We start from the raw sequence: 24,566 nt of genomic DNA, 5'->3' as shown, positions 1-24,566 counted from the left end.
TTATTATTCCAAATAAGTATATCCGTACAACCCGGAACGATAATTAGAGAGGAATTCTTTTCCTTCCTCTACAGAAATTCGTCCTTCTTTTACTGATTTGGTCACCCACGTTTCCAGTGTACGCACCAGTTTCTTCGGATTATACTGTACATAATCCAAAACCTCGGCCACCGTTTCACCATCAATTACCTGATCAATGGAATATCCTTTGTCATCCACCGTGACATGCACCGCATTGGTATCTCCAAACAAATTGTGCATATCACCCAAAATCTCCTGATAAGCACCAACCAGAAACACACCTATATAATAAGCGTCTTTTCCTTTCAACGAATGTACCGGCAGGTCATGCGATACATAACGGGTAGAGATAAAATTGGCAATCTTTCCATCCGAATCACAAGTAATATCCTGCAAGGTAGCATTTCTGTCGGGCTTCTCGTCCAGACGCTGGATAGGCATGATAGGGAATATCTGATCTATCGCCCACGAGTCCGGCAACGACTGGAACAACGAGAAATTACAGAAATATTTATCAGCCAGCAGTTTGTCCAGTTTGCGGAATTCATCGGGCGCATGTTTCAACCCCGAAGCAATCTGATTGATCTCACGGGTCACCGACCAGTACAGACGCTCTATCTGGGCACGGGTCTTCAAATCCACAATACCGTGGCTGAATAAATCAAGTGCTTCCTCACGTATCTGCTGTGCATCGTGCCACGCCTCCACCATACGGCTCTGATTCAGATTATCCCATATCTCATAAAGTTCATGTACCAATTCATGGTCATTTTCACCTACTTCGAAATCCTCATCCATTTCGGGCAAAGTCGCCGTTTCCAGCACCTCGAAAATCAGCACGGAGTGATGGGCAGTCAGTGAACGTCCGCTTTCAGTAATAATATTCGGATGAGGAATTCCATTCTTGTCACTGGCATCCACCAGCGTAGAAATAGAGTCATTCACATACTCCTGAATAGAGTAGTTCACACTGCTTTCACTATTGGCAGAACGAGTTCCGTCGTAATCCACCCCCAAACCACCACCGATATCCACAAATTCCACATTAAATCCCATCACATGCAACTGCACATAGAATTGCGATGCCTCACGCAGAGCAGTCTTGATACGACGTATTTTAGTAACCTGACTGCCGATATGAAAATGAATCAGTTTCAAACAGTCCTTCATGTCTTTCTTTTCCAAGAAGTCAAGCGCTTCCAGCAATTCACTGGATGTCAAGCCAAACTTACTGGCGTCTCCTCCGCTATCTTCCCATTTACCACTTCCCGAAGAAGCCAGCTTGATGCGGATACCTATGTTAGGCCGCACATTCAGCTGCTTTGCCATTTTGGCTATCAGGCGTAATTCATTCATTTTCTCCACCACCAGAAAAATGCGTTTCCCCATCTTCTGTGCCAGCAGAGCCAACTCAATATAACTTTCGTCCTTATATCCGTTACAGATAATCAATGAATCCGAATCTGTATTCACAGCTATCACCGCATGGAGTTCGGGTTTGGAACCGGCTTCCAGTCCCAAATTGAATTTCTTACCATGACTAATGATTTCTTCTACTACAGGACGCATCTGGTTTACCTTGATAGGATAAATGATAAAATTCTGGGCCTTATACCCATACTCATCAGATGCCTGCTTAAAGCAGTTCGCGATTTTTTCAATACGATTATCCAGAATATCCGGAAAACGGACCAGCATAGGAGCTGCCACATCCCGCAATTGCAACTCATCGACCAACTCTTTCAAGTCGACCTCAACGCCGTCCTTACGAGGAGTTACCACTACATGACCTTTGTCATTGATACCAAAGTACGAAGTTCCCCACCCGGTTATGTTGTAGAGTTCTTCCGAATCTTCAATACGCCATTTTCTCATTTCTTCTTCTGTACAAAGAGTGTGTATTTACTATATATAATTATTTATTCAATTGCTTTCTCAAGCTGTCAACAGAGGCTTGAATTTGTTTTTTATCCTCCAGCTCATCAGCTTTAAACAGATGTTTTGCCTTGGAATAAAACGGATGTCTTTTCTGTAACGCCTCACAGATAAAATCCATCAGTTCCTCATCACTTTTATTTGCTAACAATGGACGTTGCTGCTTGGCCACTCTCAGACGGCGAAACAACACAGCAGGTTCCACATCCAGAAATACCGTATCACCACAGTCATTCATATACTCCATGTTATCAAAAAAACAAGGTGTTCCTCCACCGGCCGAAACAACCACATCTTCAAATTCGGCCACCTCATGCAACATTTTCCGTTCCAGTTCCCGGAATCCGTCTTCTCCACGCTCCAAGAACAACTGTTGAACGGTTTTATGGAAACGTTCCTCGATATACCAGTCCAAATCAATGAAATTCAGACTCATTTCACAGGCAAACGCTTTACCTAGAGTCGTTTTGCCCGCACCCATATATCCTATTAGAAATATACGTGTCATTTTTTTGCTTTTGCAGTGCCCTTTACCTTGGGAGCCGCCTTACTTTTAGCGGATTCTTCGGTTTTTTCGGACTCCTCTTCCATATTTACGGTTCCCCTGTTTCTTGAAGCCGCTTTCGTTTTACGGGTTTCCGCCTTGCTTTTCTGCAATTCAATCACCTTAAAACAAGCCTCCAGACTTAAATCCGCCGGTTCTACATTCTCAGGGATCTTATAATTCTTTTTCTGATAGCTGATGTATGGGCCGTAACGTCCGTTCAAGACCTGCATATCAGGGTCAGCATCGAATACTTTAATAAACTTCTTCTCCTGCGCTTCTATCTTATTCTTGATCAGTTCGACCGCTTCATCCAAAGAAATCTCCATCGGGTCCGTTCCTTTAGGAATAGAAACAAACAGTTTGTCATAACGCACGTATGGTCCGAAACGCCCTACTCCTACCGTCACCGTGTGACCGTCATAATCCCCCAACGTACGGGGAAGCTTGAACGCATCCAACGCTTCTTCCAACGTAATGGTTTCCATAGACAATCCCTTTGCCAACTGCGCAAAACGCGGTTTCTCTTCATCATCGGCAGTACCAATCTGAATAACCGGACCGAAACGACCTATCTTAACCGATACCGGCTTACCGCTTACAGGATCTGTCCCCAATACTCTTTCACCCACCTTATGCTCAGTCTTAGAGTGAATGGTCTTATCTACCAACGGATGGAAACCTTTATAGAAACTGTCCATCATACCAGTCCATTCCTTTTCTCCTTCAGCCACTTCATCGAACTCTTTCTCCACATTCGCTGTAAAGTTAAAGTCCATGATTTCAGGGAAGTACTCCATCAGGAAATCGTTTACCACGATACCGGTATCAGTAGGTAACAACTTGGCCTTTTCATTTCCCGTAATCTCTGTCTTGGTAATTTCCGTAATCTTGCCGCCTTTCAGTTTCAAGGTATCATACGGACGTTTCACACCTTCACTGTTTCCTTTTTCTACATAACCGCGTTGTTGCACAGTAGAAATGGTAGGTGCGTATGTAGATGGACGACCGATGCCCAACTCTTCCAGTTTGCGTACCAGGCTGGCTTCCGTATAACGGGGCGGACATTGGGTAAAGCGTTGAGTTGCCAAAATTTCTTTTCTTATCAGTTTTTCCCCTTTGCTTAGAGGCGGCAACAGACGACCCTCATCCTCCTGCTCATTGTCATCATCATATGATTCCTTATATACACGCAGGAAACCGTCAAAAGTAATCACCTCGCCGGTAGCGATAAATTTCTCGCTGCTGTTACTAATTACAATAGTAGCCGTTGTTTTCTCCAGTTCCGCATCTGCCATCTGTGAAGCGATGGTACGTTTCCAGATCAGTTCATACAATTTCTGTTCCTGACCGGTTCCGCTCACCGTCTCATTCTCCATATAGGTAGGACGGATAGCCTCATGCGCTTCCTGTGCTCCTTTAGTCTTGGTGGCAAACTTACGGACTTTGACATATCTTTCTCCCATCAGGGACAAAATAGTCTGCTTGCTAGTATTCAAAGCCAAATCCGAAAGGTTCACCGAATCCGTACGCATATAAGTAATTTGTCCGTTTTCATACAGACGCTGTGCCACCATCATGGTCTGCGCTACTGTAAATCCCAACTTACGGGCAGCTTCCTGCTGCAACGTAGAAGTAGTAAACGGTGCCGCCGGCGATTTCTTCACAGGGCGGGTTATTATATCTTCAATAGAGAACTGCGCATCCTTACAAATTTCAAGGAAAGCCTGTGCTTCCTCCTTGGTCTTGAAACGGTTGGACAATTCTGCTTTCACTTCAACTTCATTTCCATCAACATCAGGAACTTCAAACACTGCTGTAACGCGATAAGACGGTTCACTGACAAAAGCATGTACCTCACGTTCACGTTCCACAATCAAACGAACGGCAACAGATTGCACACGTCCGGCAGAAAGAGCAGGCTTTACCTTCTTCCACAATACCGGTGAAAGTTCAAAACCTACAATTCTATCCAGAATACGGCGTGCTTGCTGGGCATTTACCAGATTTACATCAATGTCACGCGGATTTTCGATGGCCTTTAGTATCGCTGTTTTGGTTATCTCGTGGAATACAATGCGCTTGGTCTTCTCAGGGTCCAGCCCCAAGACTTCAAACAAGTGCCATGAAATAGCTTCTCCTTCACGATCCTCATCGGATGCAAGCCATACCATATCAGCTTTCTTTGCCTCCGCTTTCAATTCGGCTACCAATTTCTTTTTGTCTGCCGGTATCTCGTAAGTCGGCTCAAACCCATTCTCTACATCGATACTAAACTCCTTCTTTTTCAAATCCCGGATATGCCCGTAACTGGAAAGGACTTTATAATCATTACCCAAGAATTTCTCAATGGTTTTAGCCTTAGCGGGTGACTCAACTATTACTAGATTTTTTTGCATAATACTATGTATTCCATTTTATTTTGGGGCAAAAGTAGAAAAAAAGCAGAAGCACACCTATATAATAAGGTATGTTTCTGCTTTTTTTTCTTAAAAAAGTCCTTTCCGAATGTCTATTTAACTAAAAAACCAGAGAAAGCCCGGCTAGAACATTCAGTTTTTCAGCAGGATAGCCGTACTCATAATAATATTGTTTATTCAACAGATTATTCACACGCCCAAAAACAGACAAGTCTTTCAGGAAGGTATAACTGGCTCCCACACTCAAATTGCTGATATTGCCCAAACCAAAATCCCTGCTGCTATTCCCTTCTTCTATTACATACTCTTTCCTCTGTACATATTCATAGCCCAAATAAACCTTCAATCCTTCAAAAACCTTAGCCTCAGCATAAAAATTCAATTCAAACTTAGGCTTGGTCATTAAATACAGCTCTTCATTTTCATTGTCTGTCTTCCAGCTATAAAATGTACCTTTCAATGAAGCGTCAAACCAGTCCTTATAACCATATTTCAGTTCAGCACCTCCATATGCGGTTTTTGCTTTATCCTGCAAGAAATGAGTAAAATAATACCCGTCCGCATCCACCAGATTGCAAAATAACTCATCTTTACTGATCCGATATCCACCAAAGATATTAAACCACAAACCATTTACCGGAGATGCTTTAAAACCCAATGTAGCATTCAGTGGCACATAGGTAGAAGGCATCCGGGCGTTTAAAGACCAATAAGGTGAAAAAGCATTCAACCGGCGATAATCATTCAGTTCACGCCCTCCCAACGCATGTAAATAAAGCACATAACTATCCGAGAACAAGTATTCGGCTTTCACGTCAGGAGACACATCAATGCCACTGTCCTCCCCCGACTGCCAATCCACATGAGCACCGACACGGACCCGCCAGTCATCACTTTCCAACATATAATAAGGATTCAAACCCAGTGAAGTATAGTTGCCCATTAAACTGTCCGAAGAATAAAACAGATTATCCATCTCGAAACGGATGCCTACCCGTTGCTCATTATCCAGCTTGCCCCATACATCTCCTTCGGTGTGTACAATCTTCTCCTTACCTGTAGATGCATTATCTGAATAATCCAGCGGATATTTGATACCAAAATACTTCAATCCGGTCTGCAAAGTGAATTGCAAAGGAAGCGATTCATCTCTGGAAGAAACACCGATGTGAAAATCGCCTAAAGTATGATGCTGTTTATCAGCAGCTCTGGCAGAAGCCGTATGTACTTCGGAATCAGGCATATAGTTAAACACTTGTGATTGCAGGCCGCCACCTAAATTCAAAGTTACCTTGCTGAAATCATGAGAATAGTCCAAACGGAACTCAGTAGAATAAAAACGTGATTTCCAATCCTCAGCATTCCAATGCTTCAGCTTTCCGTTCATGCCATCCAGAGATACTCCGACTTTCAGGCGGTCCTTTCCGGTGATATCCCACAGATACCCAGCCTTAAAATCCACATTCCCATAATTTCCATATCCGGCACGGACATACCCACGTTTCGCGCGGTTCATAGCCCATTCACGGGTTATAGGAGACATACTTTCATACGTCCAGGCCAAAACAGGGCGCAAGGCTGTAGCATATTCTATGCCTTTCTTCATTACAGCCGGCTCCTCCACCTTAGGCAGGACATTAATCTTTGAGGCATCCATGATATTGGGATTATACTCATTCTCTACCACCACAGTGCGGTTCAACGTACTATCTTGCTGCGCATATGCAACAGACAGAGGCAAAAAAGCCAATATAATGGACAATTGACAATGGACAATTGACAATTTCTTACTTATCATATTCAGCACTTATTTTTTAATTTTTAATTCTCAGTTTTCAATTTCTCAAGTCTGCTTTCAATCATTCCGGCAATATCATCATCAGCCTGATAGTTCTGCTTCAATGAAAGCAAATATTGTTTAGCATCCAAGTTACGTCCCAACTTCATATACACATCAGCCAATAACACAAAGCTGCGTGCCAGCCAATAGGTATGCGGTGTACTTACCTCGATGTAATTCAGCACCTCCTGCTCCGCCTTATCCGTTTGTCCGCCGTCAAAGTAAATCTGGGCGACTTTATATTTGGCCTCCGCTCCATATACATTACGGGTGTCTTTTGCCAAGATCTTCAGATCTTCCATAGCTCTATCCGTCTTGCCGGCATCCAAATAAGCTTTTGCACGGTAATAATGTGCCTCGTTAGACAATTCCGGCGCCAGTTTAGTATCGGCCAGCAAATCTGTTGCGGTAAAGATAATCTCTTCCTCATTTCCCAGCATATGCGCACTGCGTAACATTCCGGTTTTTGCAAGCTGGCGACGCTCCATAGAAGCAGCTTTATCTTTCAATTGCTTGTAAATATGCAAAGCTTTTTCATAATCCTTCGCCGTATAAGCCATTTCGGCACCCATCAACATGGCATCTTCAGAATATTTGTTGTTGGGATATTCCAATACTTTATCCAAATGCCGAGCTGCACTTTCATAGGCTTTCTGGTTATAGTCTATCAAACCGATATAATAGTTGGCATTCAGGCTGAAAGCACCTTCGGGGAAAGTCTGTAAATAACGGGTAAAGCTGTTGCGGGCTTCGGTGACCTCTCCTCGCATATATACCCTTTCGGCAGCCACATAAGTCAATGAATCACGCTCATTTACATCAAAGTTGGCACCGCCGGGGATAGTTGAAGCAAAGTTGGCATACTCATCCACCTTGTTCAAATCAATATAGATAGATTTCAAATCACGCTGCGCCAAACGAGCCTCCTCACTGCCCGGATAACTGGCTATGACCTGCTTATAAGCCTGAATGGCTTCAGGATACTTGTCATCCTGATAGTACAGCAAACCGATCTCGTTAGCTGCCCGCCGTGCGACATTGCTCTCCGGGAATTTCTTCACCAAAATATTGAAACGGGCAATGGCATTGGCATTATCTTCCATCTGCACAAAAGCACGTCCCTGCTCGTAAAGGGCATCATCCATGTATTGTGATTCCGGATAATCCGAAATCAAGCGGTTCAACGTCTGCACTTTTCCATTATAATCACGTTGCAAACCACGTACAAACGCCTCCTGATACAAAGAGTAATCCCCCAGTGACGGATCAATCTCCACCGCACGGGCATAATCCTGACGAGCCTGTTCAAAACGGCGGTCATAGAAGTTACAGTCACCTATACGGTTATAGGCATCTGCCTGCATGGCACGTTCATTGGCACTTCCCCTGTCCACAAAACGGGTAAACCAAGTGCCCGCATTTCCATAATTTTTCTGTTTGAAATAAGTATATCCCAAGTTATAGAGAGCCAGACCGTATTCCTGTCCGTCCTTGCTGGTGGCAAATTCCAGATACAAGCGGTAATCGTTACCCGCCTGCGGAAAACGGTCCAAACGATAATTGGATTCCCCTCTCCAGAAATAAGCGTCCGCCTTTGTCGCCTGATTGTATTGCCCCATAGCAAGCGATTGGTTGAAGAACTCCAGAGCCTCCTGGAAACGAGCATTCACAAACGCTTGTGTGCCCAGCCGGAACAAAATCTTCTGCTTGGCCTCCATAATACGTGTGCCCGGATGTTCAATCTTTGCTATAGATTTTAAAGCAGCTTCATAACTGCGGGTATTCATATACACTTCTATCAAATAATCATTGACACGCTCCGTATAAGGCGAGTTCGGGAACTCGTTCAGAAAACGCTCAAACACGGTAACCGACTCGGCAAATGGAGAATAAGAGGTTTCATGAATACACAAAGCATAATTATAAAGAGCCTGTTCCTTTACTTTCGGGTCAAAACTGAAATTGGCTGCCTGCTCGAATGCCATGCGTGCCCTGTTCCTCTCCTTCAAGTTCAAATAAGCCAGCCCCATGTGGAGATAAGCATTCTGTGACAAGGCATCATGTACCGAAGCCATTTCCCCCAAAGTAGCGGCAGCCTTGGAATAAACACCAGTATAATAATAACTCATACCGAGTTCATACAAAGGCTTACGCTGCGGGTGGGAGACACTTTCACGGTATCTTTCCAAAGGAGGTATCGCCGCTTGGTAATCATTCAATCCGAAACAAGCCTCTCCCCAAATCCGTTCCATCTGAGGAACATCCTTTTTAGCTGGATATTGCTCCAGATACGCTTTTGCCACAGTACGGGCCTGCTGATAATTTCCTTTCACCAAATAAATCTCTCCTATATAATAAGGAACCAATGCTGCATATACGGCATCATTCTGCAAAGACTGGAAACTTTTCAGCGCCTTGTCATAGCGTTTCTCCACATAATCAATATAAGCCAGATTATAGACAGCGTCATCCTGATACAATGGGCTTACCTCTTTCAGCAAGGTAAACCATACAGCCGCTTCACGCAGATTATCTTCTTTCAGATAAGAGGTGGCCAGACGCATGGCACAATCATCTCTTTCCTTATCAGGCAAAGCCTCCAGATCACACGACCGGAACAGGGCAATGGCCTCCTTGTATTTTCCCTCCATAAAATAAGCAGAGGCAATCAGTGACAGCACCCTGTTTTTATGACGGGAGTCAGGATATTTGTCCAGATAAGCCTGTAACAGTTCCATGCTGTCCCCGCCTTTCAACTCATATTCCCGGCATACCCGGTTATATTCCTTGTCACCTGCCACATCCTTGGGAGTTATCTGCTGCGCCATTCCCTGCAAGGAACAGCCTCCCATCAATGCGGCCATCAATAAGGTTTTTCTTTTCATATCTTATCATTAAAGTTTATGTTCTTTCAAAAAACGCCGGACTCCTTCACGCACAGAATCCAGCCCGAATTCTTCGGGATTCACTTCATCCAACGGAAGCCAGAAAGATTCCGCCACATCATCCATCGCCTTTATCCGACTGGTATCTTTCACTTTACAAAGAAAGAACTGATCCAATGTATGTACCAGAAATCCTGAATAAAGATAAGTGTTGGGCAATGAGAACTGATAAACAGCCTCCTCCACCTGCAAGCCGGTTTCCTCCAGCACCTCGCGTGCCACACCTTCCTCGCCGGTTTCATACATATCAATAAACCCACCGGACAGGTCCAATGTTCCCTTTGCCGGTTCTTTTCCTCTGCGGCACACCAACAACTCATTCTTATCATTCAAGATAAAAGCTACAGTAGCGGCACTGGAATTGAAATAATACACAAAGCCACAATCGGCGCAACGCTTTGATTTCTCATTGTTCACTTCAAAGTGCGGCGAACCACACTTCGGACAATATTTGAATAGTTCCAACGGATGCATAATTACTCCTTTCTAAGTATAGACACCGCAAAGATAGCGCAAATGACAGATAATTCATTAATTAAATCTAAAAGAAGAAAGAGAAAACACAATTCTTAGTACATTTGTTAGCAAAACAAAACGTAAATTCTTACATGGAAATTGCCATTATTATCGCACTTATCTTATTAAACGGGGTATTCGCTATGTCCGAAATCGCCCTGATCTCAGCGCGTAAAAGTAGTTTGTCCAATGATATCCGTCATGGAAGCTCTACAGCGCGTATCGCTTTAAAGCTTGCCAATGACCCGGACAAGTTTTTATCCACCATCCAAATCGGAATCACCCTGATTGGTATATTGACCGGTATTTACTCCGGCGACGTGCTGGCCACCGATTTTGGGAACATACTGACTGACGCCGGCGTACCCGCCACATATGCCTATTTATTGGCTCAAACCCTGATTGTCATTCTGGTCACTTACCTCACTATTATCTTTGGCGAGCTGGTGCCCAAACGCATTGGCATGAGTGCCTCCACCCGTGCTGCCAAGCTATTGGCACGTCCCATGTACTGGCTGTCCGTCATAGCCTCTCCTTTTGTATGGATACTTGCCAAAAGCACTTCACTTATCTTCAACCTGCTGCATATCAACACAGCTGAAGAAAAAGTGACTGAAGAGGAAATCAAATCCATGATAGACGAAGGGACTGAGAACGGCGAAGTGCAGGAAGTGGAACAGGATATTGTGGACCGCGTCTTCTCCCTGGGCGACCGTAGCATCAACACCATCATGACCTATCGCAGCGACATCGTATCCATTGACATAGACATGAACAACAAGCAACTGTATGACATCGTATGCCAACACCTGTACCAAGTTTATCCTGTAACTCAAGGAAACACCCTGGACAACATCATCGGAGTAGTTTACCTGAAAGACCTCTTCGGGAAGCTGAACAGTTGCGAATTCAATCTGCGTGATGTGATCCGTCCGGCACAATACTTCCACGAAAACATGGATGTATATAAAGTATTGGAACAAATACGCCAGCACAACATCAAATACGGATTAATCTGTGATGAATTCGGCAGTCTGCAAGGCATCATCACCATGAAGGACATTCTGGAAGCCCTGGTAGGCACCTTGCCCAGTGACTCGGAAGATCCCGATATCGTTCCCCGCAAGGACGGAAGCTGGCTGATAGACGGGCAATGCTCTTTCTATGACTTTCTGAGTCATTTCGAAATGGAGGATTTATACCCCGATTATAATTACAACACTTTGAGCGGCCTCATCTTGCAACAACTAGGTCACATTCCCAAGACCGGTGAAGCCATGGAATGGAATGACTTCACACTGGAAATAGTCGACATGGACGGAGCCCGGATAGATAAAGTATTAGTAACACTAACCCATAAAAACGAAGAGGACAATTAACATGCTGCAAAGAGATTACATTATGCGGTTGCTTCAACAGTTTTTCGAAGCATTGGAAAAGTTGGTAGAAGAAAGAGATAAAAAGGACGGTCCCGAGCTGCAATTGCAACTTCAAAGCATTTATCGTGCCTACTTCAATCATCCTTCCACCTTCTATTATGATCAGGATGCGGAATATATACTGAACGAGATGGGACAAAACTATGGTGGCGAGGAATTGCTCACGCGCATCGACATGTTATCCGAACTGCTCTATCAGGATGCTTTGTTGAAAGAGTCCGAAGAACAAAAATATTTGTTAAGAAAATCGCTATTCCTGTTGAACTATTTAGATACACATAGCGATACCTTCTCATTTGAAAGAAGAGGGAAAATCGGCGAAATAGAGAAGAAAATAGGTGATTAGCTCCTCTTCTTGCACTTTTTTTCAAAGAAATCCTGTTTTTTCTTGCAAAATAGTAGATAAATTAAAAAGTATTCCTATATTTGCTTACAGATTGATAACATTAAAATCGGTATATTATGGAGAAAATTGATAGTCTCGACAGACAAATTCTAGAAATTATATCCCAAAATGCCCGCATCCCGTTTAAAGATGTCGCAGCAGAATGTGGAGTTTCACGCGCAGCCATTCATCAGCGTGTGCAAAGATTAATTGATTTGGGAGTTATTATCGGTTCAGGATATCATGTGAACCCTAAGAGTTTAGGGTATAGAACCTGTACATACGTAGGGATCAAGCTGGAAAAAGGTTCCATGTACAAAAACGTAGTGGCAGAACTGAAGAAGATTCCCGAAATTGTGGAATGCCATTTCACTACAGGTCCATATACTATGCTGACCAAACTTTACTCTCGTGACAACGAACATTTGATGGACTTGCTGAACTCAAAGATTCAGGAAATTCCCGGTGTTACGGCTACCGAGACCTTGATCTCTCTGGAACAGAGCATCAAAAAAGAAATACCCATTCAAAGCTAAGAAAGAATGGAATGGCTGAATGAATACCATTTAGGCGGTATCGCCATCGGCATTTGTACCTTTTTAATAATCGGTCTTTTCCACCCCATCGTGGTCAAGGCCGAATATTATTGGGGTACACGGTGCTGGTGGATATTTTTGGTACTGGGCATAGCAGGCATTATAGGGACTGTGCTTATCAGTGACATCTTGATTTCCTCTTTATTGGGTGTCTTCTCTTTCTCTTCTTTCTGGACTATCAAGGAGATCTTCGAGCAACGCGAACGTGTGCTGAAAGGTTGGTTTCCGATGAATCCGAAACGGAAACACGAATATGAATAGAAACTATTCTTTCCGGCCAAACCCTTTGCAATTCAATTAAAGGGCTTTTATTTCTTCTTCAGGAAGCCCTGTAGCCTGTACTATGACATCAGATGACACTCTCAAGTTTCGCGCATTCCTCATGCGCTCTTCGTAAACGTTTCCGCGATTCTAATATCATACGCATCCCGTGCCTGCAACATATAAAACAAAAATTATTTCACAACTTTATCCCCTGCTCCGTACTCTGCAAACTCTTCTTATTCCTATATTTGAAATTCTTTCCTTGCATATAATTGAACTAAGGCTGAATGGAGGAACCGTGTCTAAAATATACATAAACGGCAGAGAACTTCATGACCGCACAGAATTATCAAGTCTGCAAGCCACGGACATAGAAAATGTTGAAATCCTGCCGGAAGCTGATTTACAATATAATGCCACGACTAAAGGAGGAATCATATATATATCTTTGAAAAAAAATGCAGATGGCGGAGGCAATGGTTCACCCTCTTTGCTAGGAGAAATGAGAAAAAGAAATAGTCATTGGGAACGCTTGGGTCTTCCATTAAGCCTTCGGCTTGGGAAATGGAATTTTTACAACAATCTAGTTCTTTCTAATGCAGGAGATCCTTACATCACAGAAAACATAACACATAACAGCCACCTGAATACACATATTGTAAACCAGAATATAGACCGTAAAAATATAAGAAGAATCAATGAAACATTCAGTATGTTATATGATATAACTACCCTGCAAAGCATCGGACTTAACTGTATGGTAAAACAAGCTGGAAGCACACTAAAATCTTCTTCTTTTTCCGAAATACAAGAAACAGAAAAGGAATATACCTCTTCCTACCATAGTAAAGGGAAAGGGGATGACAAAATATATCAGGCTAGTTTGAACTATAATTGGAAATCAAAAAACGGAAAGCATACTTTGCGAACAGTTCTTGATTATTTGAGAAGTGACGAAACGAAAGAACTGAATCACCATTATCTTTATCAGTATCCGGAGAAAAACGAAGAGGATAATAAATGTAGCAACACCGGAACTGTTTCTGATTTATGGAAAGCAGAGATAAATTATATCTTCTTGCTCAACAAACATTCCAGGTTGAAATGGGGTGGCGACTATTATAATAACCACACCGGCAACCAAATGTATTACGCATATCAGAGTGAAGAAGGATGGCAGAAAGAAGATAAAAGCGGGCTATTTACCTATAAAGGTATAGGTTATGCAGGCTATGCAGAATATGTATGGCAATGGAAGAAATTTACATTAAATGGCGGTATACGGGTACAAGAGGATGAAGTGAAATGTATTTCCAATAACATAGCAGGTGACAAACGCACATATCGCAATCTGTTCCCCTCCATCAAGGTGGGTTACCTTTTCTCTGAAAAGAACCAAGCCTCTTTATCCTATTCAAAAAGAATGGGAAATATCCCTTATAAGAGCATGAATCCGGCTATTGTCTATATCTCTGAATATTCTTATGCTAAAGGGAATCCGGATTTAGTACCTACTACCGAACATCGTATCAGGCTATTGTTGAGTCTGTCAAATACTTGGAGTATAAGCTACGCTTACGCAAAGTGCAAAGATGATTTATTTCCCCTAATCTATCAAGATAAAGACAATCCGATCATCACCTATACTATGCCGACCAATATAGGGAAGTCTTATCGACATGCTTTTTCAATAGGTTTCACTAAGGCCTTGTTCAGCTGGTGGACTACCAATGCCTCCCTTGATGGCGACTACACTAAAGAAGTGTCGCCCAAACAGACCTACCATATAGTCCATTGCTTATTCTTTTGTGACAACAGTCTTCGTTTCACAAATACTTTCGGTGGAAGTTTTAACTTTATGGCAGAAAGAAGAGCACGTAGAAGCGAAACAATATATCACAGTGTATACAATATGAATGCCGGCCTTTACAAATATTTCCTGGATCAAAAGTTCTGCATAAATTTATCAGTTTACGCTATTTTGAATAAAAGAAGAAATCTGACCACAATTACCAATAACAATCTAAGCAGAATAGAAGAAAATAATAAAACCCCTTATCAAGGAGCGTGCTTAAACCTTATATATAAGTTTGACTTTGGCAAGAAAGTAAAGGTAAAACGTGCGGAAAGCATACAGACAACAAGTGATAGTTATTTGCGCAAATAATTATCGAAAAGTCGGGGGCGTAAAATAAACTGTGTCATGCGCTGTTTTTCTTTCAAGCTCATCGGTCGGGGATCGGCCAGCGCCAAGGGGGTGCACCAGCACTCCCGACGAGCGTAAAATTACAACAACTTAAATCTATCTCCAAACTTTATCGCCAGTTGTTGGGCAATGGTGCCCCAATTAGCCAGTGGCATAGTCCATTTCTTGCGTATGTTGCGATAAGCGAGGTAGACAAGCTTCTCAAGGGCGGTGTCATTAGGGAACACACCCTTGTTTTTTGTAACTTTCCGTATTTGCCGGTGGTAGCCTTCAACGGTATTCGTCGTATAAATCATACGACGTATATCGGATGTGAACTGGAAGTATTCAGTGAGCTTTTCCCAGTTGTCCTGCCACGACTTGATGACGATAGGATATTTCTCTCCCCATTTCTGATCTAAATCAAGAAGCTCCGTTTCAGCGGCATCCTTGCTGACTGCACCGTAAACCCGTTTCAGATCTTTAAGAAACTCCTTCTGGTGTTTACTGCCGACGTATTTGATGGAGTTACGTATCTGATGGACGATACAAAGTTGCACTATGGTATCAGGGAATACGCTTTGGATGGCATCCGGGAAGCCCCTCAGACCATCGACACAAGCTATGAGAATGTCGTGTACACCACGGTTCTGTAAATCGGTCAGCACATTCAACCAGAAGTTTGCCCCCTCATTCTTAGAGATGTACATCCCAAGCAAATCCTTACGACCGTCCTTATCTATAGCCAATACGTTGTAGATTGCATGGGTAATGGCACAGCCTCTCTCATCCATGACTTTATAATGAATGGCATCCATCCAGACTATCGGATAAATATAATCCAGGCTACGCGAACGCCACGCTTTTATTTCCGGAAGTACCCGGTCAGTGATGGAACTGATTGTTTCGGCAGACACACGGTTACCAAGATTCTCTTCCATCCAATCGCTTATTTCACGTGTACTATTACCAAGGGCATAAAGGCCGATTATGCGGTCAGCAACACCTTCCGCGAGAATGGTCTCCCGCTTCTTTATAAACTGAGGATCGAAGGTGGAATTACGATCACGGGGGGTAGAAACGGTCACCTCACCCATAGAAGTTTGCACCTGCTTCTGCATCTTGCCATTACGACGGTTGCCACTCATGCGTTCATCCTCGGAAAGATGGGCATCCATCTCACCTTCTAAAGCTGCATTTAAAATGCTCTCCAATAACGGGGCAAAAGCTCCGTCCTTACCCAACAAGGGCTTGCCAGCCTTGAGCTGCTCGATTGCCTTGTTCTTGATCCTTTCAAAATCAAATTCTTCACTCATAAAAAAACTGTGTTAGCAAAGTTAATACTTTATTTGTTTGCTTTGCTGACACAGTTTAAATTACAGCCTCGAAAAGTCTTTAATTTTAATATGTTGTAAGCGTCTCCGCGATTCTACCTAGTCTGTCTTTTTTCGTTCTTGTATCTTTGCAGCGTATAAAAACGAAGTATTATGGATTTAGAAGAAAGTAGATTTAGAGCCACTTGGAAACGTTTTCTGGAAGTATTGAAAGTAGACCACAATTGTTCTTTAGCCGATGTTTGCCGCAAGCAACATACCACTTTGGGGGATATGAGCTCCTGGATGTCCCGACGGGGCTATAGCTTTAAACAAGCTAGGAAAGATGTGGTTCGTGATTATTATAATGGTGTTGCCCACTCCCGAACGACAACCTCCTCTCCTTCGTTCACTCAAATAGTACCCATCATGTTGTCGGAAGAAGAGTTCAGCCTTTCCGGGATCACAATCACCTTCAATAGAACCGCAGAATGCAACCGAACACACCCCTTGAAAAATACAGGGAACTACTTCCTGATAAATGGGAAAAGGAAAATAGCTAAACAAGGCTAATTAAACTTTTTATTTTACCACACTTATAGAATCGCGGAAACGCTTACTCATATGCAGCTCGCAACATCCTCTATTTTCAGAGCATAACCGTCCTTCCCTACGGTAACTAATTCAATGCGAGTATCCACTGATAAGACCTTCCCCATTTTTGCAATCAAATTATAAAGGCTATGATTTTCCATTATCGCTCCTTCCCCATAATTTACTTATTTCATCATGAGATACCATTCTATTATCAGACCGGAGCCTGATGAAAAATCTCTTGCCCACCGGTCTGTTCAAATAACTCCTGTTTCCATCTCTGTAACCGAGAACACACTCGCCGGCATAGAAAATGTAATACCGGAATTATTTCCGTCAAACCCTTCATCAGCACATTACCTACTGATTACAAGCAAGTTATTATGAATGATCCTTCTACGATTTCTTCATAATAACTTCATATTCTTTCAGCCCCGTTCCATCTCCAAAAACGCATCCCGAGGTGATGACTGTCCGGCAAAATACTCACATTTCATCAAATGACAACAACCGGACGAATAAGGTGTATCATCCGGTCGAAGTCGTTGTATCTTCCCTTCAAGTAAATTGTTTCACTTAAGTGATGATATTGTATCACCTAAGTGATGAACTTTCATCACTAGAGTGCTCAAACTTCATCACTTAAGTGAAACAACTAAATCAAAAGGAAGATATCGTGTAATCAACCGGACGAAACAGCTTGTTATTCAGGATGTTTACGTTTAGTCACTTTTCTCTAAAACCCCACGAAAAACACTTGCAAAACGCTATTTTACACAGTATCTTTGTTCCAACGGAAACCTAAAACAACAAATAATGGATAAAAAGTTATTAAACAAAGTAATGAAGAAGCTTGCTTCCTCGAATGTAGTGATAAGTCCGACAGTGAAGAGTTCATCTCCCTCATTATCAATGCAGAAGAAACCGGAAACGGAACAAGTACAGCAAAAATTGGAACAATATTTGCTGAGCCACTACCATTTTCGCTTCAACGTGCTGACGGAACAAACGGAATATTGCAAAAAAGACGATGACACACCTATATATAAGGTAATAAGCCAACGCACCCTGAACAGCCTGTGTCTGGAAGCCCGTGCACGTCACATCAACTGCTGGGACAAGGATGTAAGCCGGTTCGTGAACTCGGAGCAGATGCCGGACTATCATCCGTTACTTTCCTATATGAACACCCTTCCCGAATGGGACGGCGCGGACCGCGTGACGCCACTGGCACAACGCATATCTACGAAAGATTTCTGGGTAAACAGTTTCCACCGCTGGATGCTGGGTGTCACTGCCCAGTGGAGCGGACACATGGCGCGGTGTGCCAACGCCGTAGCTCCCATGCTGGTGAGCAGCGAACAAGGAAGATGCAAATCCACTTTCTGCGAATTGCTGATGCCCGATTCGTTGAAAGACTACTATACGGACAGCTTCGAACTGACCGGACAGGTAGGATGTGAGCAGAAGCTGGCTTTCTTCGGACTGATTAATCTGGATGAGTACGACCGTCTTTCACCACAGAAACTGCCATTGCTGAAAAATCTGATGCAGATGAAAAAACTGGATTTCCGCAAGTCGCACCGCTCGTCCTACAGCCATCTGCCCCGGATGGCCTCGTTCATCGGCACCAGCAACCGGAAAGCGCTGCTCACCGACCCCAGCGGAAGCCGCCGTTATTTCTTTGCCGAGGTAAAAGAGAAGATAGACTGCTCGCCACTGGAGCACAAACAGCTTTTCGCCCAACTGAAAGCAGAACTGGACGAGGGAAAGCGTTACTGGTTCTCGGCGGAGGAGGAGTCCGAGCTGAAACTGCGCAACCAGGCCTATTATGCCTTGCCCACCGAAGCGGAAATGATTCTCCATTGTTTCAGACTGCCGGAGAAAGGAGAAGACTTCAAACTTTACTCGGCAGTATGCTTGTTCAATATCCTACTGAAACGATATCCGGCAGCCATGCGCGGCATCACGATAAACAAAATGGGAAGAATCATGAACTCCCTGGGAGCGGAACGGATGCATACCACGACAGGAAATATGTATAAACTGGTCGCATTGGCCGGGTAAAAACATCCCTGAAGCTATTATGAAGGAATTTATAATAATTCCTTCATAATAGTCTTCTGTATATCAACACATTACCCTTCCATGAGGGATTTGAACAATTTTATCGCTTATTCTAATTCCGATGTACCACCATCTTCTTATTCCGGCCGGTAAACCTGCAAAGGCAGTTCACCTTTCAAGGCTCCCAACGCATTATAAGCCAGCGAACCCATCTCGTCTTCACCGGGCATCAACACAACCGGCGCCAGATAATCAATCTGTTCCTTGAGAATCCCTACACAGTAATCACTATGAGCAATGCCTCCCGTCAGAATAATGGCATCCACCTGCCCACGGAGAGTGACATACATGGCCCCTACCTGTTTGGCCACCGTATAGAGCATCGCATCCAATACCCCTTTATAAGGCTCCTCGCCTTCGGAAGCTTTCCGGGCGATAGTCACCACATCATTCATACCCAGATGAGCCGTCAGCCCCCCTTTGCCATTCAGCATCTTTTTAACCTGTTTCAAAGTGTATTTGCCGCTGAAACACAGCTCTGCAAATTGGTCGGCAGGAATCGTTCCGGCACGCTCGGGCGAAAACGGGCCTTCACCGTTCAAGGCATTGTTGACATCAATCACCCGGCCTTTGCAGTGGGCGCCCACCGATATGCCACCTCCCAGATGCACCACAATCAGATTCAAATCTTCATAATGTTTCCCGATGGAAGCGGCATATTTACGCGATACCGCCTTACTGTTCAAGGCATGGAAGATGGAAATGCGCTCTATCTCCGGTATTCCCGTCAAACGGGCTACCGGTTGCAGCTCGTCTACCACTTCGGGATCGGCAATGTAGGCGGGACAATGACATTCCCGGGCAATTTCATCGGCAATCAACGCTCCCAGGTTACAAGCGTGCTCCATCCGGGCGTTCAGCAAATCATGTTTCATCTGTTCGTTAATGACATACACCCCGCCGGGCGTAGGCTTCAACAAACCGCCACGGGCAATGACGGCATCAAAATCCAACGGAATATCCGCCTCGGCAAGCAGTCGCAGTATAAAATTCTTACGGTACTCATACTGTTCGTTGACGTGGTGAAACTCCGACAAGTCATCCGCAGTATGATGGGCCCCTGCCACCCATACCGGCTTTTCATCGATGAAAAGGGCTATTTTGGTAGAAGTAGAGCCCGGATTAATCACAAATATCTTCATAATTTAAAGGTTTTATCCGGCCACGCAGGCCAATGCCAGACTATAATATTTCGAATTACCGGAATCGGCACGCGAAGGAACCACTACAGGAGAAGTAGTGCCTCGCAACATGCCTGCCATGTTGGCGTCACCAAACAACGACACCGTTTTATAGAATGTATTTCCCGACTCGATATTGGGAAAGATAAGCAGATCCGCATGTCCCACCACAGGAGAACTGATTCCCTTCACCTCACCGCTATGCGCATCACATGCCGTCTTCACATCCATGGGACCATCCAAGTACATGTTTCCGTAAACACCGGCAGCCGCACGCTCCTTCAAGGTCACATAGTCCAGCGTATGGGGAAATTTCTCGTTCACTTTTTCCGTACAATGAATCAAGGCTACCCGAGGAGCTTCTATCCCCATGCGCCGGCACACCTCCAGATCATACAGCAACATCGCCTCAAATTGTTCCAAGGTGGGACGGGGAATGACCGCTGCATCCGAGAAGAATAAAAGTTTCTTGTATGTAGGAATCTGTGCTACCGTGATATGACTCAACACATTCCCTTTCGGCAGGATACCATGTTCCTTATTAAGCACGGCCCGCAATAAATTATCCGTATTGATAATCCCTTTCATCAACACGTCCGCATGTCCCTCACGTATCAGCGAAACAGCTTCCTGCGCCGCTTTGTCGGGACTTGTCGCCTCGTATACTTTCACATGGTCCGGATATTGCATCCGGATATATTCCGAATTCAATAAATGGGGCGTATCCGCTACCAATAAGAAATCGGCAAAGCCTTCGTGCAAACTACGGGTTATAACGTATTCGGTATGAGGGTCATTAGGGCAAACAACCACAACCCGTTTCCGTTCTTTCAACGAGCGTAAACGGCTTATCAAGCTGGCGAAGTCCTGTATCGGTTCCATGGTCATTAGATTTTTAGCAAATATGAAAAATAAATCTGAATTTATCCCTATCTTTGCTCAGTTTCTATGAATAATTTAACTTATGAAAACGTTTCAAACATTTGACATTTCAGCCGAGTACGATGCCATACACCGCACATTTCCATGCCACAAGGACGCTCCTGTTATCGGACTTACCGGAAACTTCCAGGAGGGAGCCTGTACTTTACTGGAAGGATATTTCACTTCCATTCTGAAAGCAGGAGGGATTCCTTTCATCATCCCTCCAGTTGACGACACTGACAGTTTGATAAACTCATTGAATGCATTGGATGGCTTACTGCTGACCGGAGGTGCGGATATCAACCCTTTGTTCCTTGGAGAAGAGCCGGTAAAGGAATTACACAGTATCAATCCTCGGAGGGATCGTCAGGAGTTATTGCTTGCCAAACTGGCCGCAGACCGGCAGATACCGATTTTAGGGATATGCCGCGGCATACAGGTAATGAACGCCGCTTTTGGAGGCAGCCTGTATCAGGATATTCATGTACAAATGGAAGGGAAACGGATCAAACACGATCAGGATTTGGGACGGGGGTATGCCTCGCATACGGTTCGGATAGAGAAAGATTCCTTACTTTACAAATTGTTTGAAACAGAAGTTTTGCCGGTCAATTCGTTTCACCACCAGGCGGTAAAAGAGGTTGCGCCGGGTTTCAGGGTAACCGCCCGTTCATCCGACGGAGTCATTGAAGCGATGGAGTCTACCGAATGCAAGTCAATGATGGGAGTGCAATGGCATCCGGAATGTTTCATATTGGAAAACAACACATGCATGATGCCACTATTCGAGTGGTTTATAAGGGAATCTTCTTCTTTCAGAGAAGCCAAAAGACTTCACAGACGCATGATAACGCTGGATTCACATTGCGACACTCCCATGTTCTTCGATCAAGGAATAAATTTTGCCACCCGTGACAAGAAAATCCTGGTAGACCTGCATAAGATGACGGAAGGACATCTGGACGCAACCATCATGGTGGCTTACCTGAAGCAATTGGAACGTACCGATGAAGCCTTATCGGCCGCTACTGCCAAAGCAGACCGCATCCTGAACGAAATAGAGGAGATGGTTGCCAAAAACTGCACAGCCGTAGATATAGCATATACTCCCACTGATCTGTCCCGTTTGAAAAAAGCAGAGAAAAAGGCTGTCATGCTGGGCATTGAAAACGGATATGCCATTGGCAAGGATATCACGAATGTAGAACGTTTCCGACATCGTGGCGTGGTGTACATGACACTTTGCCACAACGGAAATAATGATATCTGCGGCTCCGCCCGTTATAATGAGGAAGAACTGGGCGTAAGCACATTCGGCGAACAGGTGATAAAAGAAATGAACCGTGTGGGAATGATGGTAGATATTTCTCATGCCGGAGAGAAAAGTTTCTACGATGCACTGGAAATCAGCAGAAAACCGATCGTGGCCTCTCACTCTTCGGCCCGTGCCCTTTGCGACCATCCGCGCAATCTGACGGATGACCAATTGAAAGCATTGGCAGCCAAAGGGGGTGTGGCACAGGTATGTATGTATGGCGGATTCCTTCGTAAGAACGGAGAAGCTACCATCAAGGATGCCATAGAGCATCTGAACCACATGGTAAATGTCATGGGCATAGAGCATGTAGGGATAGGAACCGATTTTGACGGTGACGGCGGTATCACAGGCTGCGCTTCGGCATCAGAATTGATAAACTTTACACGCCGGCTGCTGTTGGAAAGATATAGTGAAGAAAGTATCCGCCTGATCTGGGGAGGAAACTTCCTGCGCGTTATGGAAGAAGTACAAAGAAAATAACGTAACTTTGCGGCGCAGATTCTCTATCTTGATAAGGACAATGCACAATATGTACTTAAATAACAAGGAATAAGTATGAAGATAAAAAACGTTTTAGTAATCCCGGTCTTGCTGCTTGTATTGACGGCTGTAGCCTGTGGAAACAGTAAAAGCAGAAACGACCGGACAGAAACCGTAGACAAAGAAGTGATCAAGGCTCCCGAATTCAATGCGGACAGCGCCTACCAGTACATTCAGGTACAAGCTGATTTCGGTCCCCGTGTCCCTAACACGCAGGCGCACAAAGAATGTGGGGAATATCTGGCAGGACAATTGGAAAAATTCGGAGCCAAGGTATACAATCAATATGCTGATTTGATAGCTTATGATGGTACTATACTGAAATCACGCAACATTATCGGCGCTTACAAGCCCGAAAGTAAAAAACGCGTCCTGCTTTGCGCCCATTGGGACAGCCGCCCGTATGCCGACAATGATCCCGACCCGAAAAATCACCACACTCCTATTTTAGGAGTAAATGATGGCGCCAGTGGTGTGGGTGTGTTATTGGAAATCGCCCGTCAGATACAGAAAGAACAACCTGCTCTGGGCATAGATATCGTGTTTTTTGATTCGGAGGATTATGGAATTCCTGAATTTTATGACGGTAGATACAAACAAGACACTTGGTGCCTTGGTTCACAATACTGGGCACGTACCCCACATGTTCAGAACTATAATGCACGCTATGGAATCTTGCTGGATATGGTAGGCGGAAAAGATGCCACGTTCTATTATGAAGGTTACTCGGCCCGCACCGCCCGTTCCGAGATGAAGAAGATCTGGAAAAAGGCACATGAGCTGGGATACGGCAAATATTTTGTAAAGGAAGACGGGGGCGAAACAGTAGACGACCATATCTATGTCAACAAACTGGCCCGCATCCCGTGTGTGGATATCATTAATTATGATGCCGGTAATCCGCAAAGTTCTTTCGGCTCTTTCTGGCATACGGTAAATGATACGATGGAGAACATTGACCGTAACACGCTGAAAGCGGTAGGACAGACGGTGATGGATGTGATTTATAATGAGAAATAAATGATAAAATAATGAAAACAATAAACGAACTTCAGGACGAAGTGATAGAAGAGTTCAGTGATTTTGATGACTGGATGGACAAGTATCAACTGCTCATAGACTTAGGTAACGAGCAGGAACCACTCGCCCCCGAATATAAAACAGAACAAAACCTGATAGATGGTTGCCAAAGCCGCGTATGGCTGCAAGCCGATATGGAAGGCGGCAAAGTGGTGTTCCAGGCGGAAAGTGACGCCTTGATTGTAAAAGGTATCATTGCCCTGCTCATTAAAGTAGTCAGCGGACATACTCCTGATGAAATATTAAGCAGTGATTTATACTTTATAGAAAAGATAGGTTTGAAAGAACATTTGTCGCCCACCCGTAGCAATGGCTTGTTGGCGATGGTAAAACAGATGCGTATGTATGCGCTGGCTTTCAAGGCAAAAATGGCAAATTAGTGATTAGTGGTTAGTGATT

Annotated in this window: 19 protein-coding genes; 10 read left to right on the top strand and 9 right to left on the bottom strand. The window is 44.1% G+C overall.

The genetic code is table 11. The features are described from left to right. Window positions 1-3 precede the first annotated feature (3 nt). The 6 genes from speA to GKD17_RS00745 form a co-directional block, all read right to left on the bottom strand. Complete coding sequence (gene speA / locus GKD17_RS00770) at window positions 4-1,896, bottom strand: biosynthetic arginine decarboxylase (protein ID WP_005838815.1); 1,893 nt, start codon at window positions 1,894-1,896, stop codon at window positions 4-6. A gap of 40 nt (window positions 1,897-1,936) precedes the next feature. Then, window positions 1,937-2,464 (bottom strand): shikimate kinase, encoded by a 528-nt coding sequence (locus GKD17_RS00765; protein WP_007834609.1) that lies wholly within the window; start codon window positions 2,462-2,464, stop codon window positions 1,937-1,939. After that, window positions 2,461-4,899: a type I DNA topoisomerase gene (gene topA / locus GKD17_RS00760; protein ID WP_007834608.1), complete on the bottom strand. Its 2,439-nt coding sequence runs from the start codon at window positions 4,897-4,899 to the stop codon at window positions 2,461-2,463. The genes GKD17_RS00765 and topA overlap by 4 nt, the downstream gene beginning before the upstream one ends. A gap of 121 nt (window positions 4,900-5,020) precedes the next feature. Next, window positions 5,021-6,718 carry a TonB-dependent receptor gene (locus GKD17_RS00755; RefSeq protein WP_007834607.1) on the bottom strand — a complete coding sequence of 566 codons (1,698 nt, stop codon included), beginning with the start codon at window positions 6,716-6,718 and terminating at the stop codon, window positions 5,021-5,023. 23 nt (window positions 6,719-6,741) lie between these two features. Further along, window positions 6,742-9,645 carry a tetratricopeptide repeat protein gene (locus GKD17_RS00750; RefSeq protein ID WP_007834606.1) on the bottom strand — a complete coding sequence of 968 codons (2,904 nt, stop codon included), beginning with the start codon at window positions 9,643-9,645 and terminating at the stop codon, window positions 6,742-6,744. 9 nt (window positions 9,646-9,654) lie between these two features. Continuing rightward, the gene (locus tag GKD17_RS00745) at window positions 9,655-10,179 is read right to left on the bottom strand and encodes an NUDIX domain-containing protein (protein WP_007834605.1); all 525 of its coding nucleotides are present in this window, start codon (window positions 10,177-10,179) and stop codon (window positions 9,655-9,657) included. A 134-nt stretch (window positions 10,180-10,313) separates the two neighbouring features. On the opposite strand from GKD17_RS00745, the gene GKD17_RS00740 reads away from it, so the two are divergent. The 5 genes from GKD17_RS00740 (at window position 10,314) to GKD17_RS00720 (ending at window position 15,072) form a co-directional block, all read left to right on the top strand. After that, a complete protein-coding gene (locus tag GKD17_RS00740; protein WP_007834604.1) occupies window positions 10,314-11,600 on the top strand; it encodes a hemolysin family protein in 1,287 nt (428 codons plus the stop codon). A 22-nt stretch (window positions 11,601-11,622) separates the two neighbouring features. Continuing rightward, complete coding sequence (locus tag GKD17_RS00735) at window positions 11,623-12,006, top strand: hypothetical protein (RefSeq protein WP_005838801.1); 384 nt, start codon at window positions 11,623-11,625, stop codon at window positions 12,004-12,006. 116 nt (window positions 12,007-12,122) lie between these two features. Then, complete coding sequence (locus GKD17_RS00730) at window positions 12,123-12,581, top strand: Lrp/AsnC family transcriptional regulator (RefSeq protein ID WP_005838800.1); 459 nt, start codon at window positions 12,123-12,125, stop codon at window positions 12,579-12,581. 6 nt (window positions 12,582-12,587) lie between these two features. Continuing rightward, entirely contained in the window at window positions 12,588-12,902 is a 315-nt protein-coding gene (locus tag GKD17_RS00725) for a DUF4491 family protein (RefSeq protein ID WP_005838797.1), read from the top strand. 169 nt (window positions 12,903-13,071) lie between these two features. Next, window positions 13,072-15,072 carry an outer membrane beta-barrel family protein gene (locus GKD17_RS00720; RefSeq protein ID WP_007834595.1) on the top strand — a complete coding sequence of 667 codons (2,001 nt, stop codon included), beginning with the start codon at window positions 13,072-13,074 and terminating at the stop codon, window positions 15,070-15,072. A 119-nt stretch (window positions 15,073-15,191) separates the two neighbouring features. Here GKD17_RS00720 and GKD17_RS00715 read toward each other — a convergent pair whose 3' ends face one another. Continuing rightward, window positions 15,192-16,406: an IS256 family transposase gene (locus GKD17_RS00715; protein WP_007839275.1), complete on the bottom strand. Its 1,215-nt coding sequence runs from the start codon at window positions 16,404-16,406 to the stop codon at window positions 15,192-15,194. 171 nt (window positions 16,407-16,577) lie between these two features. Here GKD17_RS00715 and GKD17_RS00710 point away from each other — a divergent pair, with 171 nt between their 5' ends. Further along, entirely contained in the window at window positions 16,578-16,976 is a 399-nt protein-coding gene (locus GKD17_RS00710) for a hypothetical protein (protein ID WP_007834593.1), read from the top strand. Window positions 16,977-17,813: 837 nt separating this feature from the next. After that, a complete protein-coding gene (locus GKD17_RS00705) occupies window positions 17,814-19,064 on the top strand; it encodes a DUF3874 domain-containing protein (RefSeq protein WP_007834587.1) in 1,251 nt (416 codons plus the stop codon). A 137-nt stretch (window positions 19,065-19,201) separates the two neighbouring features. Here GKD17_RS00705 and buk read toward each other — a convergent pair whose 3' ends face one another. Together buk and GKD17_RS00695 are read right to left on the bottom strand one after the other, a co-directional pair. After that, a complete protein-coding gene (gene buk / locus GKD17_RS00700; protein ID WP_007834585.1) occupies window positions 19,202-20,266 on the bottom strand; it encodes a butyrate kinase in 1,065 nt (354 codons plus the stop codon). 12 nt (window positions 20,267-20,278) lie between these two features. Further along, window positions 20,279-21,187 (bottom strand): phosphate acyltransferase, encoded by a 909-nt coding sequence (locus tag GKD17_RS00695; RefSeq protein ID WP_007854935.1) that lies wholly within the window; start codon window positions 21,185-21,187, stop codon window positions 20,279-20,281. 82 nt (window positions 21,188-21,269) lie between these two features. Between GKD17_RS00695 and GKD17_RS00690 the strand changes: the two genes are divergently transcribed. From GKD17_RS00690 to GKD17_RS00680, 3 genes are all read left to right on the top strand, one after another. Then, window positions 21,270-23,027 carry a gamma-glutamyl-gamma-aminobutyrate hydrolase family protein gene (locus GKD17_RS00690; protein ID WP_007834581.1) on the top strand — a complete coding sequence of 586 codons (1,758 nt, stop codon included), beginning with the start codon at window positions 21,270-21,272 and terminating at the stop codon, window positions 23,025-23,027. A 75-nt stretch (window positions 23,028-23,102) separates the two neighbouring features. Beyond that, complete coding sequence (locus tag GKD17_RS00685; protein WP_007834579.1) at window positions 23,103-24,107, top strand: M20 family metallopeptidase; 1,005 nt, start codon at window positions 23,103-23,105, stop codon at window positions 24,105-24,107. 11 nt (window positions 24,108-24,118) lie between these two features. After that, window positions 24,119-24,547, top strand: coding sequence for a SufE family protein (locus GKD17_RS00680; protein WP_007834577.1), 429 nt, complete (start codon window positions 24,119-24,121; stop codon window positions 24,545-24,547). Window positions 24,548-24,566: the final 19 nt, after the last annotated feature.

This window comes from Phocaeicola dorei (genome assembly GCF_013009555.1).
GTDB lineage: Bacteria > Bacteroidota > Bacteroidia > Bacteroidales > Bacteroidaceae > Phocaeicola > Phocaeicola dorei.
This window is presented reverse-complemented; position numbering and strand designations above follow the sequence as displayed.